Annotated in this window: 23 protein-coding genes and 1 tRNA gene; 11 read left to right on the top strand and 13 right to left on the bottom strand. The window is 70.0% G+C overall.

The genetic code is table 11. The annotated features are described in order from the left end of the window. Positions 1-16: 16 nt before the first annotated feature. Together D7Y04_RS03120 and D7Y04_RS03115 are read right to left on the bottom strand one after the other, a co-directional pair. Complete coding sequence (locus D7Y04_RS03120) at positions 17-1,423, bottom strand: pitrilysin family protein (RefSeq protein ID WP_121758251.1); 1,407 nt, start codon at positions 1,421-1,423, stop codon at positions 17-19. Between the two features lie 92 nt (positions 1,424-1,515). After that, on the bottom strand, positions 1,516-2,058 hold the full coding sequence (locus D7Y04_RS03115) for a hypothetical protein (RefSeq protein ID WP_120594688.1): 543 nt from the start codon (positions 2,056-2,058) through the stop codon (positions 1,516-1,518). A gap of 145 nt (positions 2,059-2,203) precedes the next feature. Here D7Y04_RS03115 and D7Y04_RS43940 point away from each other — a divergent pair, with 145 nt between their 5' ends. Continuing rightward, positions 2,204-2,545: a winged helix-turn-helix domain-containing protein gene (locus tag D7Y04_RS43940; protein WP_147477026.1), complete on the top strand. Its 342-nt coding sequence runs from the start codon at positions 2,204-2,206 to the stop codon at positions 2,543-2,545. 179 nt (positions 2,546-2,724) lie between these two features. Then, positions 2,725-3,078: a hypothetical protein gene (locus D7Y04_RS03110; protein WP_121758250.1), complete on the top strand. Its 354-nt coding sequence runs from the start codon at positions 2,725-2,727 to the stop codon at positions 3,076-3,078. A gap of 61 nt (positions 3,079-3,139) precedes the next feature. Here D7Y04_RS03110 and D7Y04_RS03105 read toward each other — a convergent pair. Together D7Y04_RS03105 and D7Y04_RS03100 are read right to left on the bottom strand one after the other, a co-directional pair. Further along, positions 3,140-3,212, bottom strand: a tRNA-Phe gene (locus tag D7Y04_RS03105). A 90-nt stretch (positions 3,213-3,302) separates the two neighbouring features. Continuing rightward, entirely contained in the window at positions 3,303-4,106 is an 804-nt protein-coding gene (locus tag D7Y04_RS03100; protein WP_121758249.1) for a sigma-70 family RNA polymerase sigma factor, read from the bottom strand. Positions 4,107-4,230: 124 nt separating this feature from the next. Between D7Y04_RS03100 and nhaR the strand changes: the two genes are divergently transcribed. Next, positions 4,231-5,130: a transcriptional activator NhaR gene (gene nhaR, locus D7Y04_RS03095; RefSeq protein WP_120551277.1), complete on the top strand. Its 900-nt coding sequence runs from the start codon at positions 4,231-4,233 to the stop codon at positions 5,128-5,130. A gap of 6 nt (positions 5,131-5,136) precedes the next feature. On the opposite strand, the gene D7Y04_RS03090 is transcribed toward nhaR, so the two are convergent. After that, positions 5,137-6,735, bottom strand: a complete 1,599-nt coding sequence (locus D7Y04_RS03090; RefSeq protein ID WP_121758248.1) for an amidohydrolase — start codon at positions 6,733-6,735, stop codon at positions 5,137-5,139. Positions 6,736-6,746: 11 nt separating this feature from the next. Beyond that, the gene (locus D7Y04_RS03085; RefSeq protein WP_120577435.1) at positions 6,747-6,968 is read right to left on the bottom strand and encodes a hypothetical protein; all 222 of its coding nucleotides are present in this window, start codon (positions 6,966-6,968) and stop codon (positions 6,747-6,749) included. Positions 6,969-7,215: 247 nt separating this feature from the next. On the opposite strand from D7Y04_RS03085, the gene D7Y04_RS03080 reads away from it, so the two are divergent. Both D7Y04_RS03080 and D7Y04_RS03075 read left to right on the top strand, forming a co-directional pair. Next, positions 7,216-8,550: a nodulation protein NfeD gene (locus D7Y04_RS03080; RefSeq protein ID WP_233601254.1), complete on the top strand. Its 1,335-nt coding sequence runs from the start codon at positions 7,216-7,218 to the stop codon at positions 8,548-8,550. Then, a complete protein-coding gene (locus tag D7Y04_RS03075; protein WP_121758247.1) occupies positions 8,547-9,371 on the top strand; it encodes a slipin family protein in 825 nt (274 codons plus the stop codon). The genes D7Y04_RS03080 and D7Y04_RS03075 overlap by 4 nt, the downstream gene beginning before the upstream one ends. An 80-nt stretch (positions 9,372-9,451) precedes the next feature. Here D7Y04_RS03075 and D7Y04_RS03070 read toward each other — a convergent pair whose 3' ends face one another. Both D7Y04_RS03070 and D7Y04_RS03065 read right to left on the bottom strand, forming a co-directional pair. Next, positions 9,452-9,967 carry a peptidylprolyl isomerase gene (locus tag D7Y04_RS03070; RefSeq protein WP_120594700.1) on the bottom strand — a complete coding sequence of 172 codons (516 nt, stop codon included), beginning with the start codon at positions 9,965-9,967 and terminating at the stop codon, positions 9,452-9,454. 139 nt (positions 9,968-10,106) lie between these two features. Continuing rightward, positions 10,107-10,598: a DUF2721 domain-containing protein gene (locus D7Y04_RS03065; RefSeq protein WP_120577438.1), complete on the bottom strand. Its 492-nt coding sequence runs from the start codon at positions 10,596-10,598 to the stop codon at positions 10,107-10,109. Positions 10,599-10,713: 115 nt separating this feature from the next. On the opposite strand from D7Y04_RS03065, the gene D7Y04_RS03060 reads away from it, so the two are divergent. From D7Y04_RS03060 to D7Y04_RS03045, 4 genes are all read left to right on the top strand, one after another. After that, positions 10,714-11,202 (top strand): MerR family transcriptional regulator, encoded by a 489-nt coding sequence (locus D7Y04_RS03060; RefSeq protein ID WP_120594679.1) that lies wholly within the window; start codon positions 10,714-10,716, stop codon positions 11,200-11,202. Next, entirely contained in the window at positions 11,199-13,928 is a 2,730-nt protein-coding gene (locus D7Y04_RS03055) for a VIT domain-containing protein (protein WP_121758246.1), read from the top strand. Before D7Y04_RS03060 ends, D7Y04_RS03055 begins: the two co-directional genes overlap by 4 nt. 102 nt (positions 13,929-14,030) lie before the next feature. Continuing rightward, a complete protein-coding gene (locus tag D7Y04_RS03050; RefSeq protein WP_120594677.1) occupies positions 14,031-15,179 on the top strand; it encodes a hypothetical protein in 1,149 nt (382 codons plus the stop codon). A gap of 42 nt (positions 15,180-15,221) precedes the next feature. Beyond that, entirely contained in the window at positions 15,222-15,860 is a 639-nt protein-coding gene (locus tag D7Y04_RS03045) for a phospholipid scramblase-related protein (protein ID WP_120594676.1), read from the top strand. A 3-nt stretch (positions 15,861-15,863) separates the two neighbouring features. On the opposite strand, the gene D7Y04_RS03040 is transcribed toward D7Y04_RS03045, so the two are convergent. Together D7Y04_RS03040 and D7Y04_RS03035 are read right to left on the bottom strand one after the other, a co-directional pair. Next, positions 15,864-16,157 carry a YkvA family protein gene (locus tag D7Y04_RS03040; RefSeq protein ID WP_120594675.1) on the bottom strand — a complete coding sequence of 98 codons (294 nt, stop codon included), beginning with the start codon at positions 16,155-16,157 and terminating at the stop codon, positions 15,864-15,866. A 93-nt stretch (positions 16,158-16,250) separates the two neighbouring features. Next, complete coding sequence (locus D7Y04_RS03035; protein WP_121758245.1) at positions 16,251-17,306, bottom strand: ABC transporter ATP-binding protein; 1,056 nt, start codon at positions 17,304-17,306, stop codon at positions 16,251-16,253. A 178-nt stretch (positions 17,307-17,484) separates the two neighbouring features. On the opposite strand from D7Y04_RS03035, the gene D7Y04_RS03030 reads away from it, so the two are divergent. Then, a complete protein-coding gene (locus tag D7Y04_RS03030) occupies positions 17,485-18,117 on the top strand; it encodes a nuclear transport factor 2 family protein (protein ID WP_121758244.1) in 633 nt (210 codons plus the stop codon). 86 nt (positions 18,118-18,203) lie between these two features. On the opposite strand, the gene gyrA is transcribed toward D7Y04_RS03030, so the two are convergent. The 3 genes from gyrA to D7Y04_RS03015 form a co-directional block, all read right to left on the bottom strand. Beyond that, positions 18,204-21,020 carry a DNA gyrase subunit A gene (gene gyrA, locus D7Y04_RS03025; protein ID WP_120594672.1) on the bottom strand — a complete coding sequence of 939 codons (2,817 nt, stop codon included), beginning with the start codon at positions 21,018-21,020 and terminating at the stop codon, positions 18,204-18,206. A 240-nt stretch (positions 21,021-21,260) separates the two neighbouring features. After that, the gene (locus tag D7Y04_RS03020) at positions 21,261-22,025 is read right to left on the bottom strand and encodes a tetratricopeptide repeat protein (RefSeq protein WP_121758243.1); all 765 of its coding nucleotides are present in this window, start codon (positions 22,023-22,025) and stop codon (positions 21,261-21,263) included. 60 nt (positions 22,026-22,085) lie between these two features. Next, positions 22,086-22,931: a class I SAM-dependent methyltransferase gene (locus tag D7Y04_RS03015; RefSeq protein WP_158620589.1), complete on the bottom strand. Its 846-nt coding sequence runs from the start codon at positions 22,929-22,931 to the stop codon at positions 22,086-22,088. Positions 22,932-23,206: 275 nt separating this feature from the next. Here D7Y04_RS03015 and D7Y04_RS03010 point away from each other — a divergent pair, with 275 nt between their 5' ends. Next, positions 23,207-24,541, top strand: coding sequence for a Xaa-Pro peptidase family protein (locus D7Y04_RS03010; protein ID WP_121758242.1), 1,335 nt, complete (start codon positions 23,207-23,209; stop codon positions 24,539-24,541). Positions 24,542-24,550 lie beyond the last annotated feature (9 nt).

The raw sequence follows: 24,550 nt of genomic DNA, 5'->3' as shown, positions 1-24,550 counted from the left end.
AGGCGAAAGGAAGCACTCATCGCGCGGACTCCTTGCTGGCCGGGGCAGCGGGAGCCGTGGTGGGGACGAGCCAGCCCACGGTGCGGTGGTCGGGGTTGAAGATGCGGGCGGCCAGCGCCTTCACGCCGTCGCGGGTGACCTGCTCGTAGCGCGAGGGCGCGTCGAACAGGGCCTTCCAGTCTCCCCGGAAGGTGGCGGCGTTCCCCAGCTCGCGGGAGCGGCCGCTGTTGGTCTCCAGCTTGCGCCAGAAGGTGGCCAGGGCCACGTTGCGCGCCTTGCGCAACTCCGCGTCGGTGACGCCGTCCTTCACCACACGGGCCAGCTCCGCGGTGAGCAGCGCCTCCGTCTTCGCCAGGTCACCGCCCGGCGTCAGGTCCACGGAGAACCAGACGAGCGACGGGTCGAATCCCCCGGCGGTGGAGCTCCGGACGCGGATGGCCACGCGCGCCTCGTCCACCAGCTTGCGGTGCAGTCGCGACGAGTCCCCGTGCGAGAGGATGAGGCCCAAGAGCTCCAGCGTCTCCATGTCCGGGTCGTTGGCGGCGAGGCCGTGGTAGGCGACCTGGAGCAGCGGGGACTGCGCCAGCTTCTTCACGACGATGCGGCGCTCGCCCTGCTGTTCGGGCTCCTTGGTGCGCACGGGCTCTGGCGCGGGCTGCGAGGGGATGGTGCCCAGCGTGGCCTCCACCTGCTCGAAGACGCGGGCCGGATCCAGGTCACCCGCGAGGACGAGCGTGGCGTTGTTGGGGGCGTAGTACGTCTTGAAGTACTGCTGGAGGTCCTCCATGCGCCAGGACTCGATGTCGGACGGCCAGCCGATGACGGGAATCTGGTACGGGTGCGCGACGAAGGCGGTGGCCTGCAGCTGCTCCTGGAGCGCGCCGCTGTTGTCATTGTCCACGCCCGAGCGGCGCTCGGAGTAGACGACGCCGCGCTCGGACTCGATGACCTTGGGGTCGAAGGCGAGCGACTGGAGCCGGTCCTGTTCCAGGTCCAGGATGAGGGGCAGCGCGGAGGCGGGGAACCAGTCCAGGTAGACGGTGACGTCCTCGGAGGTGAAGGCGTTGTTGGAGCCGCCGTTGGCCTCCATGACGCGGTCGAACTCACCGGGGCCGTACTTCTTCGCGCCGTTGAACATCATGTGTTCGAAGAAGTGGGACAGGCCGGTGATGCCGGGGCGCTCGTTGCGGCTGCCCACGCGGAACCAGTTGGCGAGCGCCACGTTGGGGATGTCGTGGTCCGGCCAGACGATGACGGTGAGCCCGTTCTTCAGCGTGCGGGCCTGGATGTCCGAGCCCAGCTTCGCGGCGGGGGTGGAGGCGGCGGCGGGCTTCGCGGAAGGCTCGGCGACGGCCTGGGCCCCGGCCTGGGGCGCACCCAGGAGGGCCAGACAGGCGAACCACGACAACGGTGGACGGAACATCCTTGCTCCTGGGGAGGGACCACGGCGGCGCCCGGGAACGGGCGGCCACGCACCCTATTCCAGAAACGCCGCGTGGGTGTCCCCGAGGAGCGTCAGGCGCCCAGCACCTGCCGCAGCACGGCCTGGAAGTAGTTCGTGCTGCCGACGTGGCCCGCGTGCAGCTTGGCGGACTGGTGGAGGCGCTGGGCCACGGCCTCGAACTCCGCCTGGCTGACGTCGCGCAGGGACAGGTACAGGCGGGCGGCGGCGCGCAGGTAGGAGAAGAGCGCGTTCTTGTGGTGGCCATCGGGCCGGCGCACGAGGTGCCGGTAGAGCTGGGAGAACTCCTGGTCGACTTCCGCGTGGCGGGTGTCGCGGCAGAAGCCGGCGGCGGTGGCCTCGATGAGGAAGAAGAACGGCTCGTACTCAGGGAAGGGAGGCCGGCTGAAGTCCGGGGGCTGCTTGTTGCCGGTCCACAGCGCGGAGATGGGCTGCAGGCGCACGTGGGCCGTGACGTCACCGAAGCGCACGGGCACCTCGTCGCCCACGACCTTCACCTGGCCATGCTCGTCCCGTTCCACGGGGATGAACAGGCGCATGGGGTCCTCCACCTTCACGCCCGCCTTCTCCAGCTCCGCCACCACGTTCGCGTCCATTGCGTTGATGAACCTCCGGGACACCCATCTACCGCGTCGCGCCCGGATGTGCACCCGGTGCGTCGGCTGATCAGCCCGCCTGGTCGAGGCCGCAAAGCGCCAAGCCTCTTGGCAAAATCACCAATAATCTTGGTAGATTCATCCGGTGCTCGAAGAAGGTTCGCGGCTCTTTGGTACTTCGACCCGGACGGCGGTGCTCGTGGCCATCCGTCTGCTTGAAGGGACCTATCCCAGTGAGTTGGCGGACCTGCTGGGTGTCCGCCCATTCACTGTCCAATCCATTCTGACGTCGCTCGAAAACGAGGCAATCATTGTCAGTCGCATGATGGGGCGCACGCGCATGGTTTCCCTGAACCCTCGCTACTTCGCGCACGCAGAACTCAATGCGTTGCTTTGGAAGCTTGGAGAGCATGATACGGATCTCCAAACCAGGCTCGCCGCACGACGCCGCCGTCCCCGCCGCGCTGGCAAGCCGGGTCTCTTGTGATCAGCCCGACTTCGTCGCTCACGGATATCGCATTCGCCGTGTGCACGGCGCTGGATCGCAACGGATTCCAGGCAGTGCTCACAGGTGGAAGCGCGGCGACCTATTACGCGCCAGACGCATATCAATCTGGAGACCTCGACTTCGTTATCACCGTCAAGGGAACAGGAGGAGAAGCGGCGTTGGCTGCGCTCGGATTCATCCGGAAGGGCGACTTCTACCGTCACCCACGCTCGCACTTCCTTTTGGAGTTTCCGAGCGGCCCCCTGGCAGTGGGTGACGACCTGCTCAAGAGTTGGAGCACGGTCCAGCGTGACGACGAAGTGCTGCACGTCCTGTCGCCCACGGACTCCTGCCGTGACCGACTCGCGTCCTTCCTCTTCTGGAACGACTTCAGCGGCCTGGAGCAGGCCCTTGCTGTCTTCCATGCCCGGAGCAAGGAAGTGGACCTGAACGTCATCGAGGACTGGTGCCGGCGCGAGCGTCACAGCCAGAAGTTCGGCCTGTTCGCGTCACGCATTGGCGCCGCGAAATAGGCGCCAAAGCAAAAGGGCGCCGGACCGGAGTCCGACGCCCTTCAGATTCTTCTGACTGGTGTGCCCAAGGGCGGAATCGAACCACCGACACGGGGATTTTCAGTCCCCTGCTCTACCGACTGAGCTACTTGGGCGTACCGCGCACCGCGAGCGGCAGCGCCGATTTACGGTTACTGGCCCGCGACGTCAACCTCTTTCCGCCAGCCCTCCTCCTCGCTCGACACTCAGGCCGCCAACCGGGGCGCTTCGCTGTCCCAGGCCGTGCAGCCCGCCGTCAGCCGCTGGCGCAGCTTCTGGCGCAGCCCCTGCTCGATCTGCCGGATGCGCACCGCCGTCACCCCGAAGCGCTTCGCCAGGAACTCCGCGCTCACCCCGTCCTCCACCAGCATCCGCTCCTTCACCAGCGCTCGCTCCCTCGCGTCCAGCTCCGGCCAGGCCGCCGCCACGCTCTGGTGCAGCTTCTCCGCCCAGACGCCCCGGTCCGCCTGCTCCTCCGCCGAGTCCTCGTCCGACTCCAGCATGTCCAGCCGCGTCACGTCCCCCTCCAGGCCCAGGGGCGCGTTCAGGGACACGTCCTTCGCCAGCGCGTCCGTCCCCCGCACCACGTCCTCCTCCTTCTTGCCCAGCGACTCGGCCAGCCGCTTCGTCACCTCCGGGTGACCCTCGCCCCACCGGGCCTCCAGCCGCGCCCGCTCGCGCCGGAGCTGGAAGACGATCCACGGCGCGCGGCCCCCCGCCATACTCCAGGTGCGGGACACGTACGCCCGGATGCGCGCGCGGATCCACTGCTGCGCGTAGGCTCCGAACGGCACTCCCCGCTCCTCGAACCGGCGCGCTGCCTCCACCAGGCCGACGTTGCCCTCCGACATCAGCTCCTCCAACGACAGGCCCGTCCAGCGGTACTTCCAGGCCAGCCGGCGGACCAGCTCCAGGTGCCCCCGCACCCGCATCTCCACTTCCGCCGAATCCACCTCGGTCGTCTCCACACCTTCCACCGTGGACTCGAGCTCCTCGTAGATGGCTTCCATGACGCGTACCTCCCCAATCAGTCCCCCGCGCACCCATCGCGCGGTGACGGACGTAGAGATAAGCGGGGGCGACACTTTAAAAAATGAGCTAGTTTGGATGAAACCCTTCGGTTATTTCTAAGTCATGGCGTGGCTCAACTACCACCATCTCCTGTATTTCTGGACGGTTGCGCGGGCGGGCAGCATCGCCAAGGCGAGTGAAGAGCTGCACCTCGCCCAGCCCACCATCAGCGCCCAAATCAAGCTCCTCGAGGAATCCCTGGGCCACCAGCTCTTCGAGCGCAAGGGCCGCAAGCTCGTCCTGTCCGACGTGGGCCGCACCGTCATGCGCTACGCGGACGAAATCTTCCGCCTGGGCAACGAGCTGAAGAACGTCGTCTCCGGCCTGCCCACCGGCCAGCAGCTGCGCCTCAACGTGGGCGTGCTCGACGTCATCCCCAAGCTCGTCGCCGAGCAGCTCCTCAAGCCCGCGCTTGAGGCAGGGCCCTCGCTGCGCATCATCTGCCGTGAGAGCCCTTTGCCCCAATTGCTCGCACAGCTGGCGCTGCATGAGCTGGACGTGGTGCTCGCGGACGCGCCTGGCTCCGAGCCCGTCAGCGTCCGGTCCTTCAACCACTTGCTGGGCAAGTGCGGCGTGACGTTCTTCGCCGCCCAACCCCTCGCGCACCTGCGCAAGGACTTCCCGCGCTCGCTCGACGGCGCTCCCATGCTGCTGCCGTCGGAGGAGTCGTCGGTGCGCCGCTCGCTGGACCTGTGGTTCGAGCGGCTCGGCATCCGGCCCCTCATCGCTGGCGACTTCGACGACAGCGCGCTGCTCCAGGCCTTCGGACAGAAGGGGCACGGCATCTTCGCCATGCCCTCCATCATCGACGCGGAGGTGCAACGGCAGTTCAACGTCACCGCCATCGGGCACACCGACGAAATCGAGCAGTGCTTCTACGCCATCACCGTGGAGCGCCGACTGCGCCACCCCGCCGTCGTCGCCATCGCCGAAGCCGCGCGCTCGCACATCTTCGGCGGGTGAGCCGCGTCACCCGTCCGCCCGGAACACCTCCGCGCCCGCCACCACCGTGGCCAGCACGCGCGCGTCCACCAGCGCCGCCGCGGGCCCCTCCAGCGGATCCTCCGACAGCGCGACGAAGTCCGCATCCAGCCCGGGCTTCAGCCTTCCGCGCCGCGCCTCCTCGAAGGAAGCCCACGCGGGCCCCACCGTGAAGCCCTCCAGCGCCTCCGCCGCGCTCAGGCGCTCCTCCGGATACCAGCCGCCCTCCGGCCAGCCCTTCGCGTCCTGCCGCGTGCGCGCCGCGTAGAGCCCCGCGAGCACGTCCGGGTTCTCGATGGGGAAGTCACTGCCCAGCGCCAGGTGCGCGCCCGCGTCCTTCAACCTGCGCCAGGCGTAGGCCCCCCGGAGCCGCTCGCGCCCCAGCCGCGTCTGTGCCCAGGGCATGTCACTGGTGGCGTGCGTGGGCTGCACGCTGGCCACCAGGCCCGCCGCGCCCAATCTCCGGATGTCCTCCAGCCGCAGAATCTGCGCGTGCTCCACCCGGTGACGGAGGGCCTGCGTGCCCGTCCGCTCCGCGCCTCGCAGAAGGACGTCCACGACCAATGTATTGGCACGGTCTCCAATGGCGTGGATGCACACCTGGAAGCCCCGCGACATGAAGGCCTGTGCCCTCGCTTCGAGTTCCTCGGGTGAGAGGAGCAACAGGCCGCGCTGGCCGGGCTCGTCGCTGTAGTCTTCGTGCAGCGCCGCGCCCCGGCTCCCAAGCGCTCCATCCGCCAGGAACTTCACCGAGCGCATCGACAGGTGGCGCCCCTGCCACGGCCCCTGCTCCAGATAGGCGTGCCGCTCACCGCCCTGCCCCGCCGCCATCGCATACACGCGCAGGGGCAAGGTCCCCGCGGCGTCCCAGGCCTGCAACGTGCGGAAGGACTGCAGGTCCATGCCCGCGTCGTGCACGCCCGTGAGCCCGACCTGCGCGCACCGCTCCAGGGAGGCTCGCAACCGGGTCTCCAATTGCTCGCGCGTGGGCGCGGGAATGGCGGCCTCCACCACGTCCATCGCGTTGTCCACGAGGACGCCGGTGGGCTCGCCGTTCGCGTCCTTGAGGATGCGGCCTCCTGGCGGATCCGGCGTGTCCCGCGTGATGCCCGCGCGGCGCAGCGCCTCGCCGTTCACCCAGGCCGCGTGATGATCCACCCGCATGAGGAACACCGGCGTCGTGGGGAAGCGCGCATCCAGGTCCTTACGGCCAGGGAACGCGGCGCCGGGCCACTCGTTCTGGTCCCAGCCCTTGCCGAGCAACCAGTCCCCCTGGAAGCTCGACGCGGGCGCCTTCGACAGACGCTGGAGGACGTCCTCCACCGAGGGCGCCTTCTCCAGGCGCACCGTGGTCAGGCTCTTGCCCAGACCGTGCAGGTGCGCGTGCGCGTCCACCAGGCCGGGCACCACCGTGGCGCGGCCCAGGTCCACTTCGCGCGCGTCAGGCCCCGCGGCGGCGCGAACCTCCGCGAGCGTGCCCACCGCGAGCAACCGCCCGTCTCGCACCGCCAATGCTTCCGCGCGCGGACGCTCCGCATCGAGCGTCCACACGCGCTCCGCCCTGTAGACCGTGGTCTCCGCCGTCATGGCGCGGAAGACTACCCGCCGCCCTCGGGGAAGCCACCGTCCACGTCCGGCGCATTGACGGGACCCGCGGGGCCCGCCGGTTCGTTGGGCACGTTCTGGATGACTTCGCGGTTCGTGTCCGGGCCCTGGATGGGCATCTGGTCCTCAGTCCCCGGGGGCTGGGTGGTCCTGCAAGCTCCCGCCCCAACAGCGGACAGGCCCAGAGCAGCGATGATCAGCACGGCACGGCGCATGAAACCTCCTGGGAGAAGATCGAGAGGCTGACCCTAAGGAGGTGCGTCCTTCTCCAGCAACGCGCATCCCCTCCAACGTCCAGGACTGGATGCACAAGCGGGGCGCCGGGCCCTTGCTGCCCGCCTGCCCTCCAGGCCCCCGGCTTCAAGACCCGGTCATCCGAAGGTCCGATGCACATCGTTGTCCGAGTGCGTGTGCGCGAGGGGCGTGCACCCGGGGGCGGACATGCGGGACCACGTCGACAGGATGAGCTGGCGCCGTCACGTCCTCTGGGGCTGGCTCCTGGCGTTCCTCTTCGTGGGCATCGCCGCTCCGGCGGCTCCCGCTTCACCGTCCTTCGTCGCGCGGTGTGAGCTGGAGGGCGTGGTGGATGCTGGCTCGGGCGCGTACCTCACGGACTGCGTGAAGCGCGCGGAGGACGGGGGAGCCTCGGCGCTGCTCGTGCGGCTGGACACTCCGGGCGGTTCGTTGGACGCCACCCGCACCGTGGTGCGTGCGTTCCTGGGCTCGCGCGTTCCCGTACTCGTTTGGGTGGGACCTTCTGGCTCACGTGCAGGCAGCGCGGGCGTGTTCATCGCGCTCGCGTCGAATGTGAGCGCCATGGCGCCGGGGACGAACATCGGCGCGGCGCACCCCGTGGGGCTTGGCGGTGAAGACGTGGAGCAGGTGGGTGGCGAGGAGCTCGCCCGCAAGGTGGAGAACGACACGGTCGCCTTCGCGGAGGGCATCGCCCGGCAGCGGGGTCGCAATCCGGAGTGGGCCGCGGCCGCCGTGCGTGACAGCGCCAGCGTCCCCGCGGACCGCGCCGTGGAGCTTCGCGTGGTGGAGCTCGTCGCCCCCACCGAGGCCGATTTTCTCTCCGCCGTCGATGGCCGCCGCGTGGAGGTGGCGGGCGGTGACACCGTGACGCTCGACACCCGCGAGGCCCGCGTGGTGTCGCTGGAGCCGGGGCTGTCACAGCGGGTGGTGCATGCGCTCGCGCAGCCGTCGCTCATCTACCTGCTGTTCCTCGTCGCGGCGCTGGGCCTGGTGGTGGAGCTGTCCCATCCGGGCGCGGTGGCGCCGGGGCTCATTGGCTGCGTGGCGCTGGTGCTGGCGTTGATGGCGTCGGCGACGCTGCCGGTGCGCTCGGGCGCGCTGGTGCTGATGCTGGTGGGCGTGGGGCTCATCCTCGCGGAGCTGTTCGTCACCAGCGGCCTCTTGGGCGCGGCGGGCGTGGGGCTGTTGATATTGGGCGGCGTGTTCCTGGTGGATCGCTTCGAACCGGGCTGGTTCGTGGAGCCATCCTTCCGCCTGTCGTGGGGCGTGATGCTGCCCACGGCGCTCGTGTTCGCGGGGACCGCGGCCTTCATCGCGTACCGCAGCGCCCAGACGCGCAAGCTGCCACAGCGGGGCGGCGACGCGGGGCTCGTGGGCGAGGCCGGCACGGCGCTGGGCCTCGTCACGCCCTCGGGCGGCGAGGTGTTCGTCCACGGCGAGCGCTGGCGCGCCGTCTCCTTCACTCCCATCCGCGAGGGCGCCCGGGTCGTGGTGCGCGCCGTGGAAGGGCTCACCCTCACCGTCGCGGAGTCGATGCCATGAACGAGCTGGTTGGAGCGCTGGGGTGGCTCATCCCCGTGGCGCTGCTGTTTCTTCTCTTCATCTCCGGCGTGCGCATCGTCACCGAGTACCAGAACGGCGTCGTGTTCCGGCTGGGCCGCTACGTGGGACTCAAGCGCGCGGGCTTCCGCTGGCTCATCCCCTTCGTCGAGCGGATGGTCATCATCGACCTGCGCACCGTGGCGCGCGACGTGCCCCCGCAGGACGTCATCACCAAGGACAACGTCAGCGTGAAGGTCAACGCCGTCGTCTACTTCCGCGTCATCCAGGCGGACAAGGCCGTGCTCCAGGTGGAGGACTACCTCTACGCCACCAGCCAGATTGCGCAGACCACGCTGCGCGCCATCCTGGGCCAGGTGGAGCTGGACGACCTCTTGTCCCAGCGCGAGCGCATCAACCACGAATTGCAGCAGGTGCTCGACGCGCGCACCGACCCGTGGGGCGTGAAGGTCTCCAACGTGGAGGTGAAGCACATCGACCTGCCGTTTGAGATGCAGCGGGCCATCGCGCGGCAGGCCGAGGCCGAACGCGAGCGCCGCGCGAAGATCATCGCCGCGGAAGGTGAACACCAGGCCGCGGAGAAGCTCGCCCTGGCCGCGGACGTGCTCAGCCGCAACCCCGCCACGCTCCAGCTGCGCTACCTGCAGACGCTGGTGGAGATCACCAGCGGCGGCAACCACACCATCCTGCCCATCCCCCTGGAGCTGCTGCACGCGTTCGGCGCCGTGCCCGCGCGGCCCTTCCGCCCGGAGGAGGCCCGCGAGGAGGAGGAGGACGAGGACGCGTCCCACGGCCCGTCTTGAAACGCCTCCGGCGGAAACGACGAAGGTCCACCCGCGCGCGAGGCACGGATGGACCTTTCGGGTGAGACGCAGCGGCGGGATTACAGCTGGCCGCTGTCCTCGATCTTCACGGGCTGGCGCGTCGCGCCGGACTGGCTGCCCACGCCTTCAATCTTCTTCACCACGTCCATGCCCTCGACGACCTTGCCGAAGACGACGTGCTTGCCGTCGAGCCAATCCGTCTTGGCCGTGGTGAGGAAGAACTGCGAGCCGTTGCTGTTGGGGCCGGCGTTGGCCATGGAGAGGATGCCCGGGGCCGTGTGCTTGTGCTTGAAGTTCTCGTCCGCGAACTTCTCACCGTAGATGGACTCGCCGCCGTAGCCATTGCCGAGCGTGATGTCGCCGCCCTGGCACATGAAGTTCGGGATGACGCGGTGGAAGGGCGTGCCCTTGAAGTGCAGCGCCTTGCCACCGCGGCCGATGCCCTTCTCGCCCGTGCACAGGGCGCGGAAGTTCTCGGCGGTCTTGGGGACGTCGTCGGAGAACAGCTCCATCACGATGCGGCCGGCGGGCTGGCCACCAATCGACATGTCGAAGAAGACCTGGGCGTTTGCCATGTTCACGTGCTCCACGGTGAGGGTTGAGCCTGAGAGGCTGCGGAATCCTGCGCGATACCAGGCGCGCGAGCCGGGACCTACCAGACCCGCGCGTCTCGGAGGCACCCGCTAGCACCTTCGCGTGCGCTGCGGAACAAATTCAGGGCGCTGGCGGGTCGCCCGGCCGCCCGTCGCGGAAGAGCTCCGCGCCCTCCAGCGTGATGGCGCGGCGGCTCAAACGCAGCGACGCCAGGGCCAGCACCGCCGTGGAACCCAACAGTCCCACGCCCAGGGAGAAGGACATCACCGGCAGCCCCTCCGGCACCGCGACGCTGCGGCGCAGCAGGTACAAAAGCGACGTCACCACGAAGGACAAGAGCGCCGCGTAGGTGAAGCCAATGGCCCGGGCGAGGATGGCGTGGCGGCGGTCCATGATGGCCACCTCCTCACGCAGGAGCGAACGGCGCGCATGGCCCTCCGGCAGCGTGCGCCATTCCCGGACCATGTCCCGCATCCGCGCGGTGATGCGCGAAATCTGATTGTCCAGGCCGGTGGCCAGGATGCCGCACCCGGACACCATCACCGCGGGCGTCACCGCCGTACCAATGAGCTGGATGGAGGAGGGGTCCAGGCCGTCCACGCCGACGTTCATGCCCCCTTCTGTCCCACCGCCCGCCCGGCCGCCACCCCCTGCATCCCGACACCACCACTGACAAATCGCCACCGACGTCTTGACACTGCAACTGTCACAACCTACTGTCAGGTTCGTGAGCACGCCCAAGACACAGACGGAGTGGAAGCTGACCGCGCTGGCGGAGGAGGTGGGCATCTCGCCTCGCACGGTCCGCTATTACGTCCAGAGGGGCCTCCTGCCCGCGCCGCCCTTCAAGGGGCCGGACACGGTCTACGGAGAGGAGCACCGGGTGCGGCTCAAGGCCATCCGGGTGCTCCAGGCGAGGTTCCTGCCACTGGATGCCATCCAGGCGGAGCTCTTGCGGTTGTCGCCGGAGGAGCTGCGCCGGCTGGCGGAGTCGCCGGTGGGCTCGGGGACGTTGCCGGTACCGGAAGACGTCCTCCGGATGCCCCCGAAGCGGCCGGGAAAAGACCCGACGGTGGAGGTGGCGCGTTACCAGCGCTGGCTCCTGGCGCCGGGGTTGGAATTGCACGTGTCGGAGCAGGCGGAAGCGAAGGTCCGGGCGCTGGCGGAGCGGGTGCGCGCCCTCATTCTGGAGTCCGAGGAAGGAAAGCAGTCATGAACGAGCAGGCGAAGTGTGGGCTGTTCACGCGGGACGGGGCCCAGGTGCCCCTGCAGGGAGTGGAAGTCTCCGGTGAGCTGCTCGGGGGGCACGCGCGGGTGCGCGTGACGCAGCGCTACCGCAACGACGAGAAGAAGCCGGTGGAGGCCATCTACACCTTCCCCCTGCCCTCCGACGCGACGCTCAGCGCCTTCTCCATGACCTGCGCGGGCCGCCGCGTGGCCGGTGTGGTGAAGGAGCGCGAGGCGGCCTTCCGCGCCTACGACGACGCCATCACCGAAGGTCACGGCGCGGCGCTGCTGGACCAGGAGCGCGCCAACGTCTTCACCGCGCAGGTGGGCAACCTGCTGCCGGGTGAGGAGACGCTGGTGGAGGTGGAGTTCCTGCAGACGCTCACCGCGGAAGAAGGCAGCGTGCGCTGGATGCTGCCCACGCTGGTGGCGCCCCGGTACATGCCCGGCGCGGTGCACGGCGACCGCACCGGCCACGGCAGCGCGGCCCCCACGACGCGGGTGCCGGACGCGGACCGCATCTCCCCGCCCACGAGCATGAACGTGGACTACGGGCTGCGCATGGACCTGCTCATCGACGTGGGCCGTGACGTGGTGGTGGAGAGCCCGTCCCACCGCATCACCGCCACCAAGGACGGCACCCGCACGCGGGTGACCCTGCAGCGCGACTCGCACCTCAAGAACTTCGCGGGCAACGAGGTGGCGCTGGACCGCGACGTGGTGCTCACGATGCGCAACGCCAACCCGGACGTGATGCTCACGCCCGTGGTTACCCACCGGAAGGCGGAAGGCCCCGGCACGTTCGCGCTCACGGTGGTGCCGGACCTGCTGAACCTGGCGACGACGCCGCCCCGACAGGAAGTGGTGTTCGTGGTGGACACGTCCGGCTCCATGGACGGCGACAGCCTGCCCCAGGCCCAGGCCGCGCTCCGGCTGTGCCTGCGCCACCTGCGTGAAGGCGACCGCTTCAACGTCGTCGCGTTCGAGAACTCGTTCCGCTCCTTCTCTCCGCAGACGGTGCAGTTCACCCAGCGCACGCTGGAGCAGGCGGACGCGTGGGTCGCGGGGCTGAGGGCCTACGGCGGCACGGAGCTGCTGGAGCCGATGGTCACCGCGATGAAGGCCGCGCCGGACGGCGTGGTGGTGCTGCTGACGGACGGCCAGGTGGGCAACGAGAACGAGATCCTCAACGCGGTGCTCGCGGCACGCGGGACGGGGCGGGTGTTCTCGTTCGGCATCGGCACCAACGTGAGCGACGCGCTCTTGCGCGACCTGGCGCGGCGCACGGACGGCGCGGTGGAGTTCATCCACCCAGGAGAGCGCATCGACGAGAAGGTGGTGGCGCAGTTCTCGCGGGCACTCGCGCCGCGCGTCACCGATTTGGAGGTGCGCTTCGACGGTGTGGAGGCCAGCGAGCTGGCGCCGGCCACGCTGCCGCCGCTGGTGGATGGCACGCCGTGGACGCTCTTCGGGCGCTATGCGCAGGCGGGCACGGGCAGCGTGACGCTGAAGGGGAAGTCGGGCCGGGAGCCCTTCTCCCTCACGGTGCGGTTGGATCTGCCCGCGCAGTCGGACCGGCCGGTGGTGGAGAAGTTGTGGGCCGCCGAGCGCATCCGGGGCTGGATGGACGCGGGGCTGGTGGGCCGGCGCGCGGAGGCGATGAAGGAGCGCATCGTTCGGCTCGCCGTCGAGCACCAGCTGGCCACGCAGTACACGTCCTTCGTGGTGGTGGAGGAGCGCCAGGGCGAGCGCCGCGCGTCCGGCACGCCGGACACGCGCGTGGTGCCGGTGAACGCACCCGTGGGCTGGAGCATGTTCAACCAGGCCGCTCGGGACGAGGACGACGAGCACGTGCCGGAGGGCGGGCTCGTGGACGCGCTCCCGCCGGCGCGGGCGCCCGTGATGAAGCGGATGGCTTCGAAGTCGATGCCCGCGCCTGGAGGGATGCCCGGGGCGGTCGGCCGTTCCCGGGGTGGCGCGGTGCCCCCGCCGCCTCCGCGCCTGTCCGCGCCCTCGCCCGCTCCCGCGCGCGACCTGGGGCCGGAGCCCACCACCGGGTCGTCCTTCCAGGCGGAGTTCGCGGATGGCTCCGGGCCCGGGGGCGCCAGCGCGCCCATGGAGCGCAGGGAGCAGGAGTCCGCGAAGAGCGCGAAGAAGGACAAGGGCGGCCTCTTCGACCGGCTGATGTCCGCCGCGAAGCCGCGCAAGGCCGCCGACGCTCGCGTCATGGAGTCCGCCCCGGAGCTGGAGCGCGTCGTCAAGGAGAAGGCGGAGGTGGTCTACGAGCAGGAGGAGGTCCTGCCCCTGTCCGTGGCGGAAGCGTCCATCCCCACCGAGGACGTGGGCGGCATCCTGGGCCAGCAGTTGGCGAACGGGCTGTGGGCCGGCACGGGTGAAGGACCGGAGCCGGTGCGGCAGGCTCGCGCCACCGCGCGGGTGCTGTTGGTGCTCCTGCGCGAGGGCATCACCAGCAGCCACCCGCTGCACGGCGCGCAGGTGAAGAAGGCCGTGGACGCGCTGCTCGCGCTGGCCTCGCAGCTGGGCCAGGCGCCGGACGTGGCGGAGCTGGCGCTGGGTGTGGCGTGGCTGGTGGCGGCGGGTCCGCGTACGCGGGGCCGCATCGAGCAGGCCGCGAAGCCCCTTCCGGGTCTGGACGGACGGCTGGGGGACATGGCCGCGCTCCGCCAGCACATGGAGACGCTGGCGACGCGGTAGGCCGTCACGTGGCGTCACCCGGGCCCCCGTGCCTCCTTTCCAGGAGGACCGGGGTCCCGGGTCTCCCGTCTTTCCGCGGGGGTGACTAGGGTGGGCGCCTGCATGTTCCTCGCGCCCTTCTTCCTGGCCGTCCTCGTCGCAGCGCAGCCCGATCCTTCGCCCCGGGAAGGCGCGGCACCTCCCGCCGTTACGTCTTCCGGGCCCGTCTCCGCGCCACCGCTCGTGGCGAGTGACGAAGCCTGCGCCGCCGAGTCCGACTACGCGGCGGGCTTCGACGCGCTGGTGCGCGGACAGGAGGCGCAGGCCCTGGAGTTGTTGGAGCACGTGATGCAGGTGTGCCCCGGGCATCCGTACGCACCGGAGCTGGCGCGGCTGGCGCGGACGCGGATGGAGCCGGGCGCGCGGCTGGCGCAGGACACGCTGGCGCGGCCGGTGGTGGCGGAGCCAGGGGTGACTTCGAAGGAGGGACCGTCGCAGCAGGCCCGGGCGTCGTTGACCGTCGTGCAGACGCTGCACGGCATCACCCAGGGCGTCATGCTGTGCTCCATCTCCAACTGCCAGGACGGGCGCGCGTACGTGGCGGTGGCGCTCCTGGGCGGCGGCGCGGGGGCGGCGATTTCGATGCTCGCCACCCGGAGCGGGCTGACGCGGGGCCAGGCGGCGGCCATCAACTCCGGCACGGTGTGGGGCTTCGGCTACGGCCTTGCGTCCGGAAGCTCGTTCGACCTGGAGGGAGAGAGCTCCACGGGGGCGGTGATGGCGGGGGCGCTGGGCTTCACGGGCCTGGGCATCCTGGTGGCGGAGTTCGCGCGCCCCACCGCGGGCCAGGTGTCGCTGGCGAACTCCGGCGGCCTGTGGGCGGGCGTGGTGGCGGGGCTGGTGATGGCCACCCAGAGCGGTGAGACGCGCGACTTCATCGCCATCGAGCAGGGCGTGGTGGGCGCGGGCCTGCTCACCTTCGCGCTGGTGGGGCGCAACCTGGACATCTCCCAGGGCCGGGTGCTGCTCATCGACGCGGGCGGCATCCTGGGCGGACTGGTGGGCTTGAGCGCGATGTTCCTGGCGCTGGACAGCGACCACGGGGACGCGCTGCTGGTGGGCACCGCCGTGGGCGTGCTGGCCGGCCTGGGGACCGCGACGTTCCTCACGCGCGACTTCGATGCGCCGGATGACGTCCCCACCGTGTCCGTCGTCCCGGCGACGCTGGGACGCCACGGCGGCTTGGGGCTGGCGGTGCTGGGCCAGTTCTAGCCCTAAGCTGCCCGCTTTGTTCCGTTGCCTCCGGAGCCGCCCATGCCCGACGAGTCCCAGGCGCTGACCCTCTTGCGTGACGAGCACACGTTGCGCGTGCGGCAGGTGAAGGAGTGGGGCGAAATCCTCACGGGCTTCGAGGGCCGCAACCGCTACGAGGTGGTGGGCGACGACGGACGTCCGCTCTTCTTCGCGGGCGAGGTGGGCAGCGGGCTGGGCCTGTTCCTCCTGCGCGGCTTCCTCAAGGCGAAGCGGCCCTTCACGATGGAGCTCAAGTCCGCGCGCGGGGAGACGCTCTTGCGGCTGCGCCGCCCGTGGCGCTTCTGGCTGTCCCGGCTGGAGGTGGAGGACGGAGAGGGACGCCACCTGGGCGCCATCCAGCAGCGCTTCCGCTTCTTCACCCGCGCCTACGACGTGCTCGGGCCCAACGACGAAGAGCTGGCCCACTTGAGCGGGCCGTTCTTCAGGCCCTGGACGTTCAACGTGGAGCAGCAGGGCCGCGAGGTGGGGACCATCGCGAAGAAATGGAGCGGGTTCGGCAAGGAGATGTTCACGGACGCCGACAACTTCGGCGTCCGGTTCAACGGCCTGCACGACCCGCACGTGCGGACGCTGGTGGTGGCCGCGACGTTCCTCATCGACTTCGTGCACTTCGAGGACCGCCGCGGCGGCAACGACTGACGGCTAGGAGTGCCGGCGCAGCGTGGGCACGCGCGTCTGGCCCTGCTCGTCACGCGGGAGTCCGTCGAACGCCGGCTCACCGGCGGGCGGGGCGGGACGCCAGCGCTGGACCTCGCGCACCATGAAGAAGGCGGCGGCCGATAGAACGCCCAGGTCGTCCAGCCAGCCGAACACGGGGATGAAGTCCGGAATCGCGTCCACGGGCGACACGAAGTACAGGACGGCCAGCAGCCCGGACAGCTTGCGCCACGTCGCCACCCGAGGGTCGCGCACGTAGTGGAAGAAGCGGGTTCCCATTCCTCGAAGGCCTGCGATGTTCATACCCCTCCCTACGCATGGGGGACGCGGGTGATTGCACCATCCGTGCCGGGCGCTTGCACGCCTGGTGTGCTAGCGGGCGGCGCCAGATGTCTCCTCCAGCACGTCCGCGCGGCCCGCGACCTCCAGGCGAGCGCGGCTGCCCTCGCGAAAAGGGGCCGAGGAGGCGGCGCGCACCACCAGCGCCATGCCCGCGCAGGACACGGTGAAGTCCACGTGCGCGCCCCGGAAGGCGCGCTCCAGGATTTCCGCTCGCAGGGCTCCGCCCACCGCGACGCCGTCCGTGTCGGGGACGAGCCGCAGCGCTTCCGGGCGCAGGGAGAGCATCACCTCGCCGCGCGCCTCCGTGCTCAGCGGCAGGTTGCCCAGCGCCGTGCGCGCGACGCGGCCGAAGGCCGAACCGGGCAGCAGGTTGGTGCCGCCCAGGAAGTACGCGGCGAAGGCGCTGCGCGGCGCTTCGTAGACGGACTCGGGTGCGCCCTGCTGTTCCACCGTGCCCCCGCGCAGCAGCACCAGCCGGTCCGCGAAGGCCAGCGCGTCCCCAACGTCGTGCGTGGCGAAGAGCACCGCGGTGCCTCGCGCCTTGAGCACGCGGCGCCACTCTCCGAGGACGTTGGCGCGCAGACCGGCGTCCATGCCGGCGAAGGGTTCATCCAGCACCAGCAGCTTCGTGCCGGAGGCCAGCGCGCGCGCCAGCAGCACGCGCTGCCGCTGTCCCCGGGAGAGTGTTCCGCAGGTGCGCGCTTCCAGGTCTTCCAGCTGGAACAGCGCCAGCATGCCGCGCGCGTGCGCCAGGCCTTCGCCCTTGGGCTGCACGCCCAGCACCACGTCGCGCACGGTGAGGCCGGATTCGAGCTCCGCGTCGTGGAGGACGCGGCGCAGCGGGCGCTGCTCCGGGGGCACGAACACGTCCGGCCCGGCGACCACGCGGCCCGCGAGCGTGATGTTGCCGGACGTCGGCTGCTCCAGGCCCGCCACCAGCCGCAGCAGCGCCGTCTTCCCGGAGCCGGAGGTGCCCATCAGCGCCACCGCGTCCCCGGGCTCCAGCGCCAGCGACACGTCGCGCACCGCGGGGGCGGCGGCACCGAGGAACTTCAGGGTGAGGGCATCGAGCGAAAGGAAGGCCATGACGGCGGGCACACTACGGTGCGGCACCGGCCGGGCCAAGCACCGGCCGCCCGGCCCGGTCCTAACGTGTCCGACTGTCGGACAGGTTCGTGCGGCGCGCTCCGCGGAGGGGAATCCCAGCGAGGCTTCCGCGCCGTGGGATTAGGCTCTTCGCCTTCCCCTTTTTCCGGGAGTCCCCATGTCGCGCCTGCTCGTCGCTTGTGCCGTCCTGTTGGGAACCGCGTCCTTCGCCCAGGCCCCCGCTGCGCCTCCGTCACAGCCCAAGGCCGCGGCCGCCCCCGCCGCTCCGGAGAAGCCAAATCCGATCAAGGCCTCCGCGGAGCGCACCCAGGCCGCGCTCGCCCAACTGCCCAAGGCAAAGCCCGAGGACGTGAAGTCCCAGGACGCCATCCTCAAGGCGCTCTACGACGTCATCAGCGGACCGGCGGGCGCGGCACGCGACTGGCAGCGCTTCCGCTCCCTCTTCTATCCAGGCGCCCAGCTCATCCCGCTGGGGAAGCCGGCGGGGGCGACCACGCTGGCGGCCCGCCCCATCACCCCGGAGGACTACGTGACGTGGGGCCAGGAGAGCACCGCGACGCACGGCTTCTTCGAGAAGGAGATTGCTCGCCAGACGCACGGCTTCGGAGCGCTGGTGCAGGTCATGAGCACCTATGAGGCGCGCGGCACGCAAGACGGGCCGCTCATCGCCAAGGGCGTCAACAGCATCCAGCTCTTCAACGACGGCCAGCGCTGGTGGGTGATGAACATCTTCTGGATCGACGAGAAGACCGCCGGCCTCACCGTGCCCAAGGACCTCACCCAGAAATAGTCCCCTGCACCAACGAAGAGGGCCGGGTCCCGGAGCGCGCATCCCGCGTCCCGTGCCCGGCCCTCCCGTGTTTCTACGGCCTGGACTCAGCCTTCCGAGCCAGGCTCACCTTCCGGGCCAGGCGAGCCGGACTCGTCCGCCGGAGCCTCCGGCGAAGCGGCCTCCACCGGCGCGGCCTCCGACGAAGCCTCGGCGCCGGCACCTTCCACCGGCGAGGTGGTCTCCGTCTCCTCCTCCTCGGACTCCTCGCCTTCGGGCAGCTTGGAGATGGCCATCACCTTCTCCTCGCCGTTCTCCAGCGCGATGAGGCGCACGCCCTGCGTGTTGCGGCCGATGACGGAGATCTCCTTCACCTTCATGCGGATGAGCATGCCGCCGTTGGTGACGATCATCACCTCGTCGCTGTCCTTCACCTGCACCACGCCCACCACGCGGCCGTTCCGCTCGGTGGCCTTGATGTCGATGATGCCCTTGCCGCCGCGGCCCTGCTGACGGTACTCGGCGCCTTCGGTGCGCTTGCCGTAGCCGTTCTCCGTCACCGTGAGGATGGCGCTGCTCTGCTCCGCGGGCGCCTGGCCCTCCTCCGGCTCCTTGTCCAGGAGGTCCGCGCCCACCACCTCGTCGCCGTCCTCCAGCGTGATTCCCTTCACGCCGTAGGCCTGACGGCCCATGGAGCGGACATCCTCTTCCTTGAAGCGGATGCTCATGCCGGTAGCCGTGGACAGGAGGATGTCCTTGGTGCCGTCGGTGATCATGACGCCCACCAGCTCGTCGCCCTCGTCGATGCCCAGCGCGATGATGCCGCTGGCGCGGACGCTTTCGAACGCGCTCAGGTCCGTGCGCTTCACCACGCCCTTCTTCGTGACGAAGAAGACGTAGCGGTTCTCCGGGAAGTCGCGCGTCACCAGCACCTGCGCCAGCCGCTCCCCTTCCCCGAACTGCACCAGGTTCACGATGGCCTTGCCGCGCGACGTGCGGCTGCCCTGCGGAATCTGGTGCACCTTCAGCGAGTACAGCTTGCCCTTGGTGGTGATGGGCATGAGGTACGCGTGCGTGCTGGCCACGAACACCTTGGTGACGAAGTCGTCCTCCTTCGTCCCCGCGCCCGTCTTGCCGCGCCCGCCGCGCTTCTGCGCGCGGTACTCCGACAGGGGCGAGCGCTTCACGTAGCCCGTGTGCGACAGCGTGACCACCATCGTCTCTTCCGCGATGAGGTCCTCGCGGGTGAGGTCATCCACCGCGCCGGTGATCTCCGTGCGGCGCTTGTCGCCGTAGCGCTCGCGGATCTCCATCAACTCCGCCTTGATGACGGAGAGCAGGCTCTTCTCGTTGGCGAGGATGTCCCGCAGGCGCGCGATGTCCCGCACCAGGCCAATCAGCTCCTTGAAGAGCTCCTCGCGCTGAAGGCCGGTGAGGCGCTGCAGGCGCATCTCCAGGATGTTCTGCGCCTGGTCCTCGCTGAAGCCCGCGCCCTCGTACTTGTGCTCCAGGCCGCCGTACGCCGGCTCCTCGTTGCGCGCGCGGCTGACCAGCAGCTCCATCTGCGCCTTGGCCTTCGCGTAGTCGATGCGGTCCAGGTTCTGGAAGCGCTCGCGCGTGTACAGCTCCGGCGACAGGATGTTCATCAGGCCCCAGCGCGCTTCATCCGGGTCACGCGACGCGCGGATGAGGCTGACCACCAGGTCGATGAGGTCCTGCGCGACGAGCAGGCCTTCCACGATGTGCATGCGCGACAGCGCCTTGCGCAGCTCGTAGCGCGTGCGGCGCGTCACCACGTCGCGGCGGTGCGCGATGAAGCGGTCCAGCAGCTCCTTCAGGTTGAGCGTGCGCGGCTGCCCGCCGTCGATGGCCAGCATCACCGCGCCGAACGTCGTCTCCATCTGCGTCATGGAGAAGAGGTTGTTGAGCACCACCTGGTTGATGGCGTCGCGCTTGAGCTCGATGACGATGCGCATGCCCTGACGGTCGCTCTCGTCACGGATGTCGCTGATGCCCTCCAGCTTCTTCTCACGCACCAGCTCGGCGATCTTCTCGATGAGCCGGGCCTTGTTCACCTGGTAGGGGATCTCCGTGACGATGATGGCCTCACGGTCGCCCTTCTTGTTCGTTTCAATCTCCGTGCGCGCGCGGATGGTCATGGCCCCGCGGCCCGTCTCGTAGGCGCGGCGGATGCCATCGCGGCCGGTGATGATGGCGGCGGTAGGGAAGTCCGGGCCCTCGATGAACTCCATCAGGTCCAGGACGGTGCAGTCCGGGTTGTCGATGAGGTGCAGCGTCCCGGTCACGACCTCGTTCATGTTGTGCGGCGGGATGTTGGTGGTCATGCCCACCGCGATGCCGCTGCTGCCGTTGACGAGGAGGTTGGGGAACTTGGCCGGCAGGACGAGCGGCTCTTCCAGCGAGTCGTCGTAGTTGGGGCCGAACTCGACGGTCTCCTTGTCGATGTCCCCCAGGAGGTCCTCCGCCAGCCGCTCCATGCGCACTTCCGTGTAACGCATGGCCGCCGGCGAGTCGCCGTCCACCGAGCCGAAGTTGCCCTGGCCGTCCACCAGCAGGTAGCGAAGGCTCCACTCCTGCGCCAGGCGCACCATGGCGTCGTAGACGGAAGAGTCGCCGTGCGGGTGGTACTTACCGATGACGTCACCCACCACGCGCGCGCTCTTCTTGTAGGCGCGGTTGTGGAGGTTGCCCAGGTCGTTCATCGCGAAGAGGACGCGACGGTGGACGGGCTTCAGGCCGTCGCGCACGTCCGGCAGCGCGCGGCCGATGATGACGGACATCGAGTAGTCGAGATACGAGCGGCGCATCTCGTCTTCGATGTTGATGGGAATGAGCTCTCCAGCGCCGCTCGACGGAGGAGGCGCGGGGGGCGTTGCCGGCGTGTCGGTGGTGTCGTCAGCCATGGGCTCTGGAAGGTGCGGACGGGCCCCTCACGTGGGGGGCTCCGCCCGATGGGAGAGTGTTCGTAACCCCCGGATTTCCCTCAGTCAATAAGGGAAACAGGGGGGATTCGCCCCGGCTGCCCGCCCGCCCGGTTCCAGGGGTCGGAAAGGGCCTTTCCGGGGCACCCGGAGGGAACATCCGGGCGGTGCGTTTTCAGCCCCACCGGAGGCTGATTCCGGGGTGCTCTTCGGGCCTGTTTTTCAGGCCTTCGGACGGAGGTTCGCGGCCAGCCGTTCGGCCTCCGCACCCACACCGCCCTCGGGGTCCTTGGCCTTCGCGGTTTCGAACGCGGCGAGCGCCCCTTCGCGGTCGCCGCGGAGCCTCAGGGCCACGCCCACGTTGAGGTGCGCGGAGGCGTTGTCGCGGTCCATGGCGAGCGCCTCGCGGAACAGCGTGAGCGCCTGGTCCACGTCGCCGGACAGGAGCGCCTCGCGGCCCGCCTGGACGCGCTTGTCCGCGTCGTTGACCAGCTCCACCTCGAACACGCTCTTGCCCACCACGTTGGCCACGAGCACGCGCAGGATGCCGCCCCAGTAGAACGACAGGCCCTCCGCGGCGACGACGGCGGCCAGGGGCAGGTCGGGCAGCAGCTGCTTGCCCCGGAACTTGAAGCGGACCTTGGTGTAGCGGCCCTTGTTGGTCCAGTGGACCAGCTCGCCGCGGAGCTTCTGGAAGCCAGCCTCCAGCTGGGCCGGGTCGATTTCGAAGGGCAGCACCCGGCCCTTCGGCTCGCCCGCGGGCAGGCTCTTGGGCGTGGACTCGCGGGGGTCGGCCACGGGGCCGGAGTCGAAGACGGGCTCGGCCTCCAGCACGGGGGGCTTCGGAGAGGAGGCGGAGGCGCGACGGGGCTCCACCTTCTCCACCTTCGCCTTCACTGGCCGGGCCGGTGTCTTCGCGGGCGCGGCGGGGCGCGCGGGCTGCTTCTTGGCCTTCGCGGGGGACTTGCGGGATGCCGTCTTTGCCATGAGGCCACTCTAAGCGACCCACTCCCCCGCCGCTCGTGAAGTCGTGCGAAGACGGCGGCGCTAGACAGGGCCTGGACGGTGGCCCCAGACGCCCACCATGAGGCTGGGCACCAGCACGCCGCCGTTGGAGCGCAGCTCGGCGGTGAGGCGGGCGGCCAGCGTGTCGATGTCCACCTCCATGGCCAGCGCCACGCCCAGCCGCTCCATGTGGGGCAAGAGCGTGCGCACGGTCTCCACCAGGGCGTGCGTGGTCTCCGCGTCCGGCGTCACGCCCAGCCGCCCGCCCACCACGCCGTCATCCACCACCAGCCCGGCCCGCCGCAGCGTGGACACCAGCTCCAGGCCCATGTGGACCTTGATGCCCACGCGTTCGCAGGTGGGCAGCATCCAGTTCCAGACGCGGTTGAACAGCGGCAGCTTCGGGTGCGCCATGCCCATGGCCGCCAGCTCCAGCTCGTGCAGCGCCAGCACGCCGCCGGGGCGCAGGTGCTCCACCATGCGGCGGACGAACGTCACCGGGTCCGGCTGGAACATCACCACCAGCCGGCCGACGATGGCGTCGAAGGGGGCGCCGACGGGCAGGGACTCCAGACTGCTCTGCTGGAAGTGCACGTGGCCCAAGCCCTGCGACCCGGCGCGACGCTGGGCGCAGGCGAGGACGCGGGCCTCGCGGTCCACGCCCACCACCTCGCCCGTGGGGCCCACCAGCTCCGCCGCGAGGATGGACACGTCCCCCACGCCGCAGCCCACGTCCAGCACGCGCATGCCGGGCTTCAAGCCGGCTCCGCGCAGCACTCCCTCCGTCAGCGGCGCGTACACCTGGGCCTGGAGCATCAACCGTCGCAGCTCCCGGTCCTCGTTGCCCTGGACGTACTCCGCGGCGGAACTCATTTCTTCGACACGCATGTGCGACTCCGGGGTTGGAGACGACGCGCACGGTCGCAAGCCTTGGCGCCGTTCGCGCCCTCCCGGCGGTCCCGGCGCAATGACAGACAGCCATCCGCGCCCGAGACCCGGGGGCAGGGCCATGTCCATCCACGAACAGGCCCACGTCCCGGACATGTCTCTTGTGATTCCGGGACTTCCGGGTGAAGCACCTGCGCGGTGCACGGCATGTGGGTTGTCGCGCGGCGTGGCCGTGAAACAATCCGCGCCCTCCCCCCACCAGGAAGAGCGCATCCATGACGCGTGTCCGGCCCGTCCTCCTCTCCGCCCTGCTCGCTGCCTCCCTCGCGCACGCCGCGCCCGCCGTTCCCGCCGCGGAAGGCGCGTGGCCTCGCGTGCGCAAGGAGCGCCTCCAGAAGCTGCTGCCCCAGGCCATGGCCCGCGCGGGCGTGGACGCGTGGGTGGTGCTCTGCCGTGAGAATGACAACGATCCGCTCGCGGCCCACGTGGGCGGAGAGAACGCGGGAGGCACCGCCGCGTTCCTGTTCCTGCGCGACGGCGACTCGCTGCGCTCCACCGCGCTCTCCCCCGAGGGCGAGGCCACCGCGCTTCGCGACATGGGCGTGGTGGACGAGGTGGTGGCCTTCGAGCGCGGCGCGGACGTGAACGCGCTCATCGCCGCGCGCCTCACCCAGGCGAAGCCGACGAAGGTGGCCATCAATTCATCGGAGCGGATGTCCATCGCGGACGGCCTGTCCGCCACGCAGCGCGCGAAGCTGGAGGCGGCGCTGTCCCCCGCGCTGCGCAAGAAGCTGGTGTCCTCCGAGGACCTGGTCTCCGAGTGGCTGTCCGTGAAGACGCCCGAGGAGGTGGACATCATGCGCAAGGCCGCGGACATCACCGCGAAGCTGGAGGAGGAGGCGTACCGCACCGTGGTGCCCGGCAAGACGCGGGACTCGGACGTGGCGCGCTTCCTCAAGAAGCGCATCGCGGAGCTGGGCGTGGGTGACGGGTGGCAGCCGGACCAGAACCCCAACGTGAACAGCGGGCCCACGCGCGGGCACTCGAACGCCACCGACCGCGTCATCCAGCCGGGGGACTTCATCCAGACGGACTTCGGCATCCGCGTGGGAGGCACGTGGGTGACGGACATCCAGCGCTTCGCGTACGTGCTGGCGCCGGGGGAGAAGCAGCCGCCCGCGGAGGCGCTGGCGAAGTGGGAGAAGTCGAAGAAGGGCAGCCGCATCGCGCTCGCGGCGATGAAGCCCGGCGTGCGCGGCTACGACGTGGACAAGGCCCAGCGCGACTGGATGCGTGAAGCGGGCTCCGAGCCCGTGATGTGGGGCACCGGCCATCCCGTGGGCTACTGGGCGCATGACGCGGGCCCCGCCCTGTCCGGCGCGGCGTCCGGCAAGCCGCCCTCGGGATCCGCGCTGCGCAAGCTCCAGCCCGGACAGGTGTTCGCGTTCGACGGGTTCTACGCGTGGAAGGACGGCAGCAGCCCGGACGCGCTGCGCATCCTCTCCGTGGAGGAGATGGCCGTCGTCACAGAGACCGGCGCCGAATACCTCAACCCACCCCAGGAACAGCTCATCCTCATCCCGTCCCCTGTCACGCCCGTGAAACAGTGAGGGCCTGAG

The sequence above is a fragment of the Corallococcus sp. AB038B genome (assembly GCF_003668955.1).
Classification (GTDB): Bacteria; Myxococcota; Myxococcia; order Myxococcales; family Myxococcaceae; genus Corallococcus; species Corallococcus exiguus.
The sequence above is the reverse complement of the archived record's forward strand: the minus strand, read 5'-3'. Positions and strand labels throughout refer to the sequence as shown.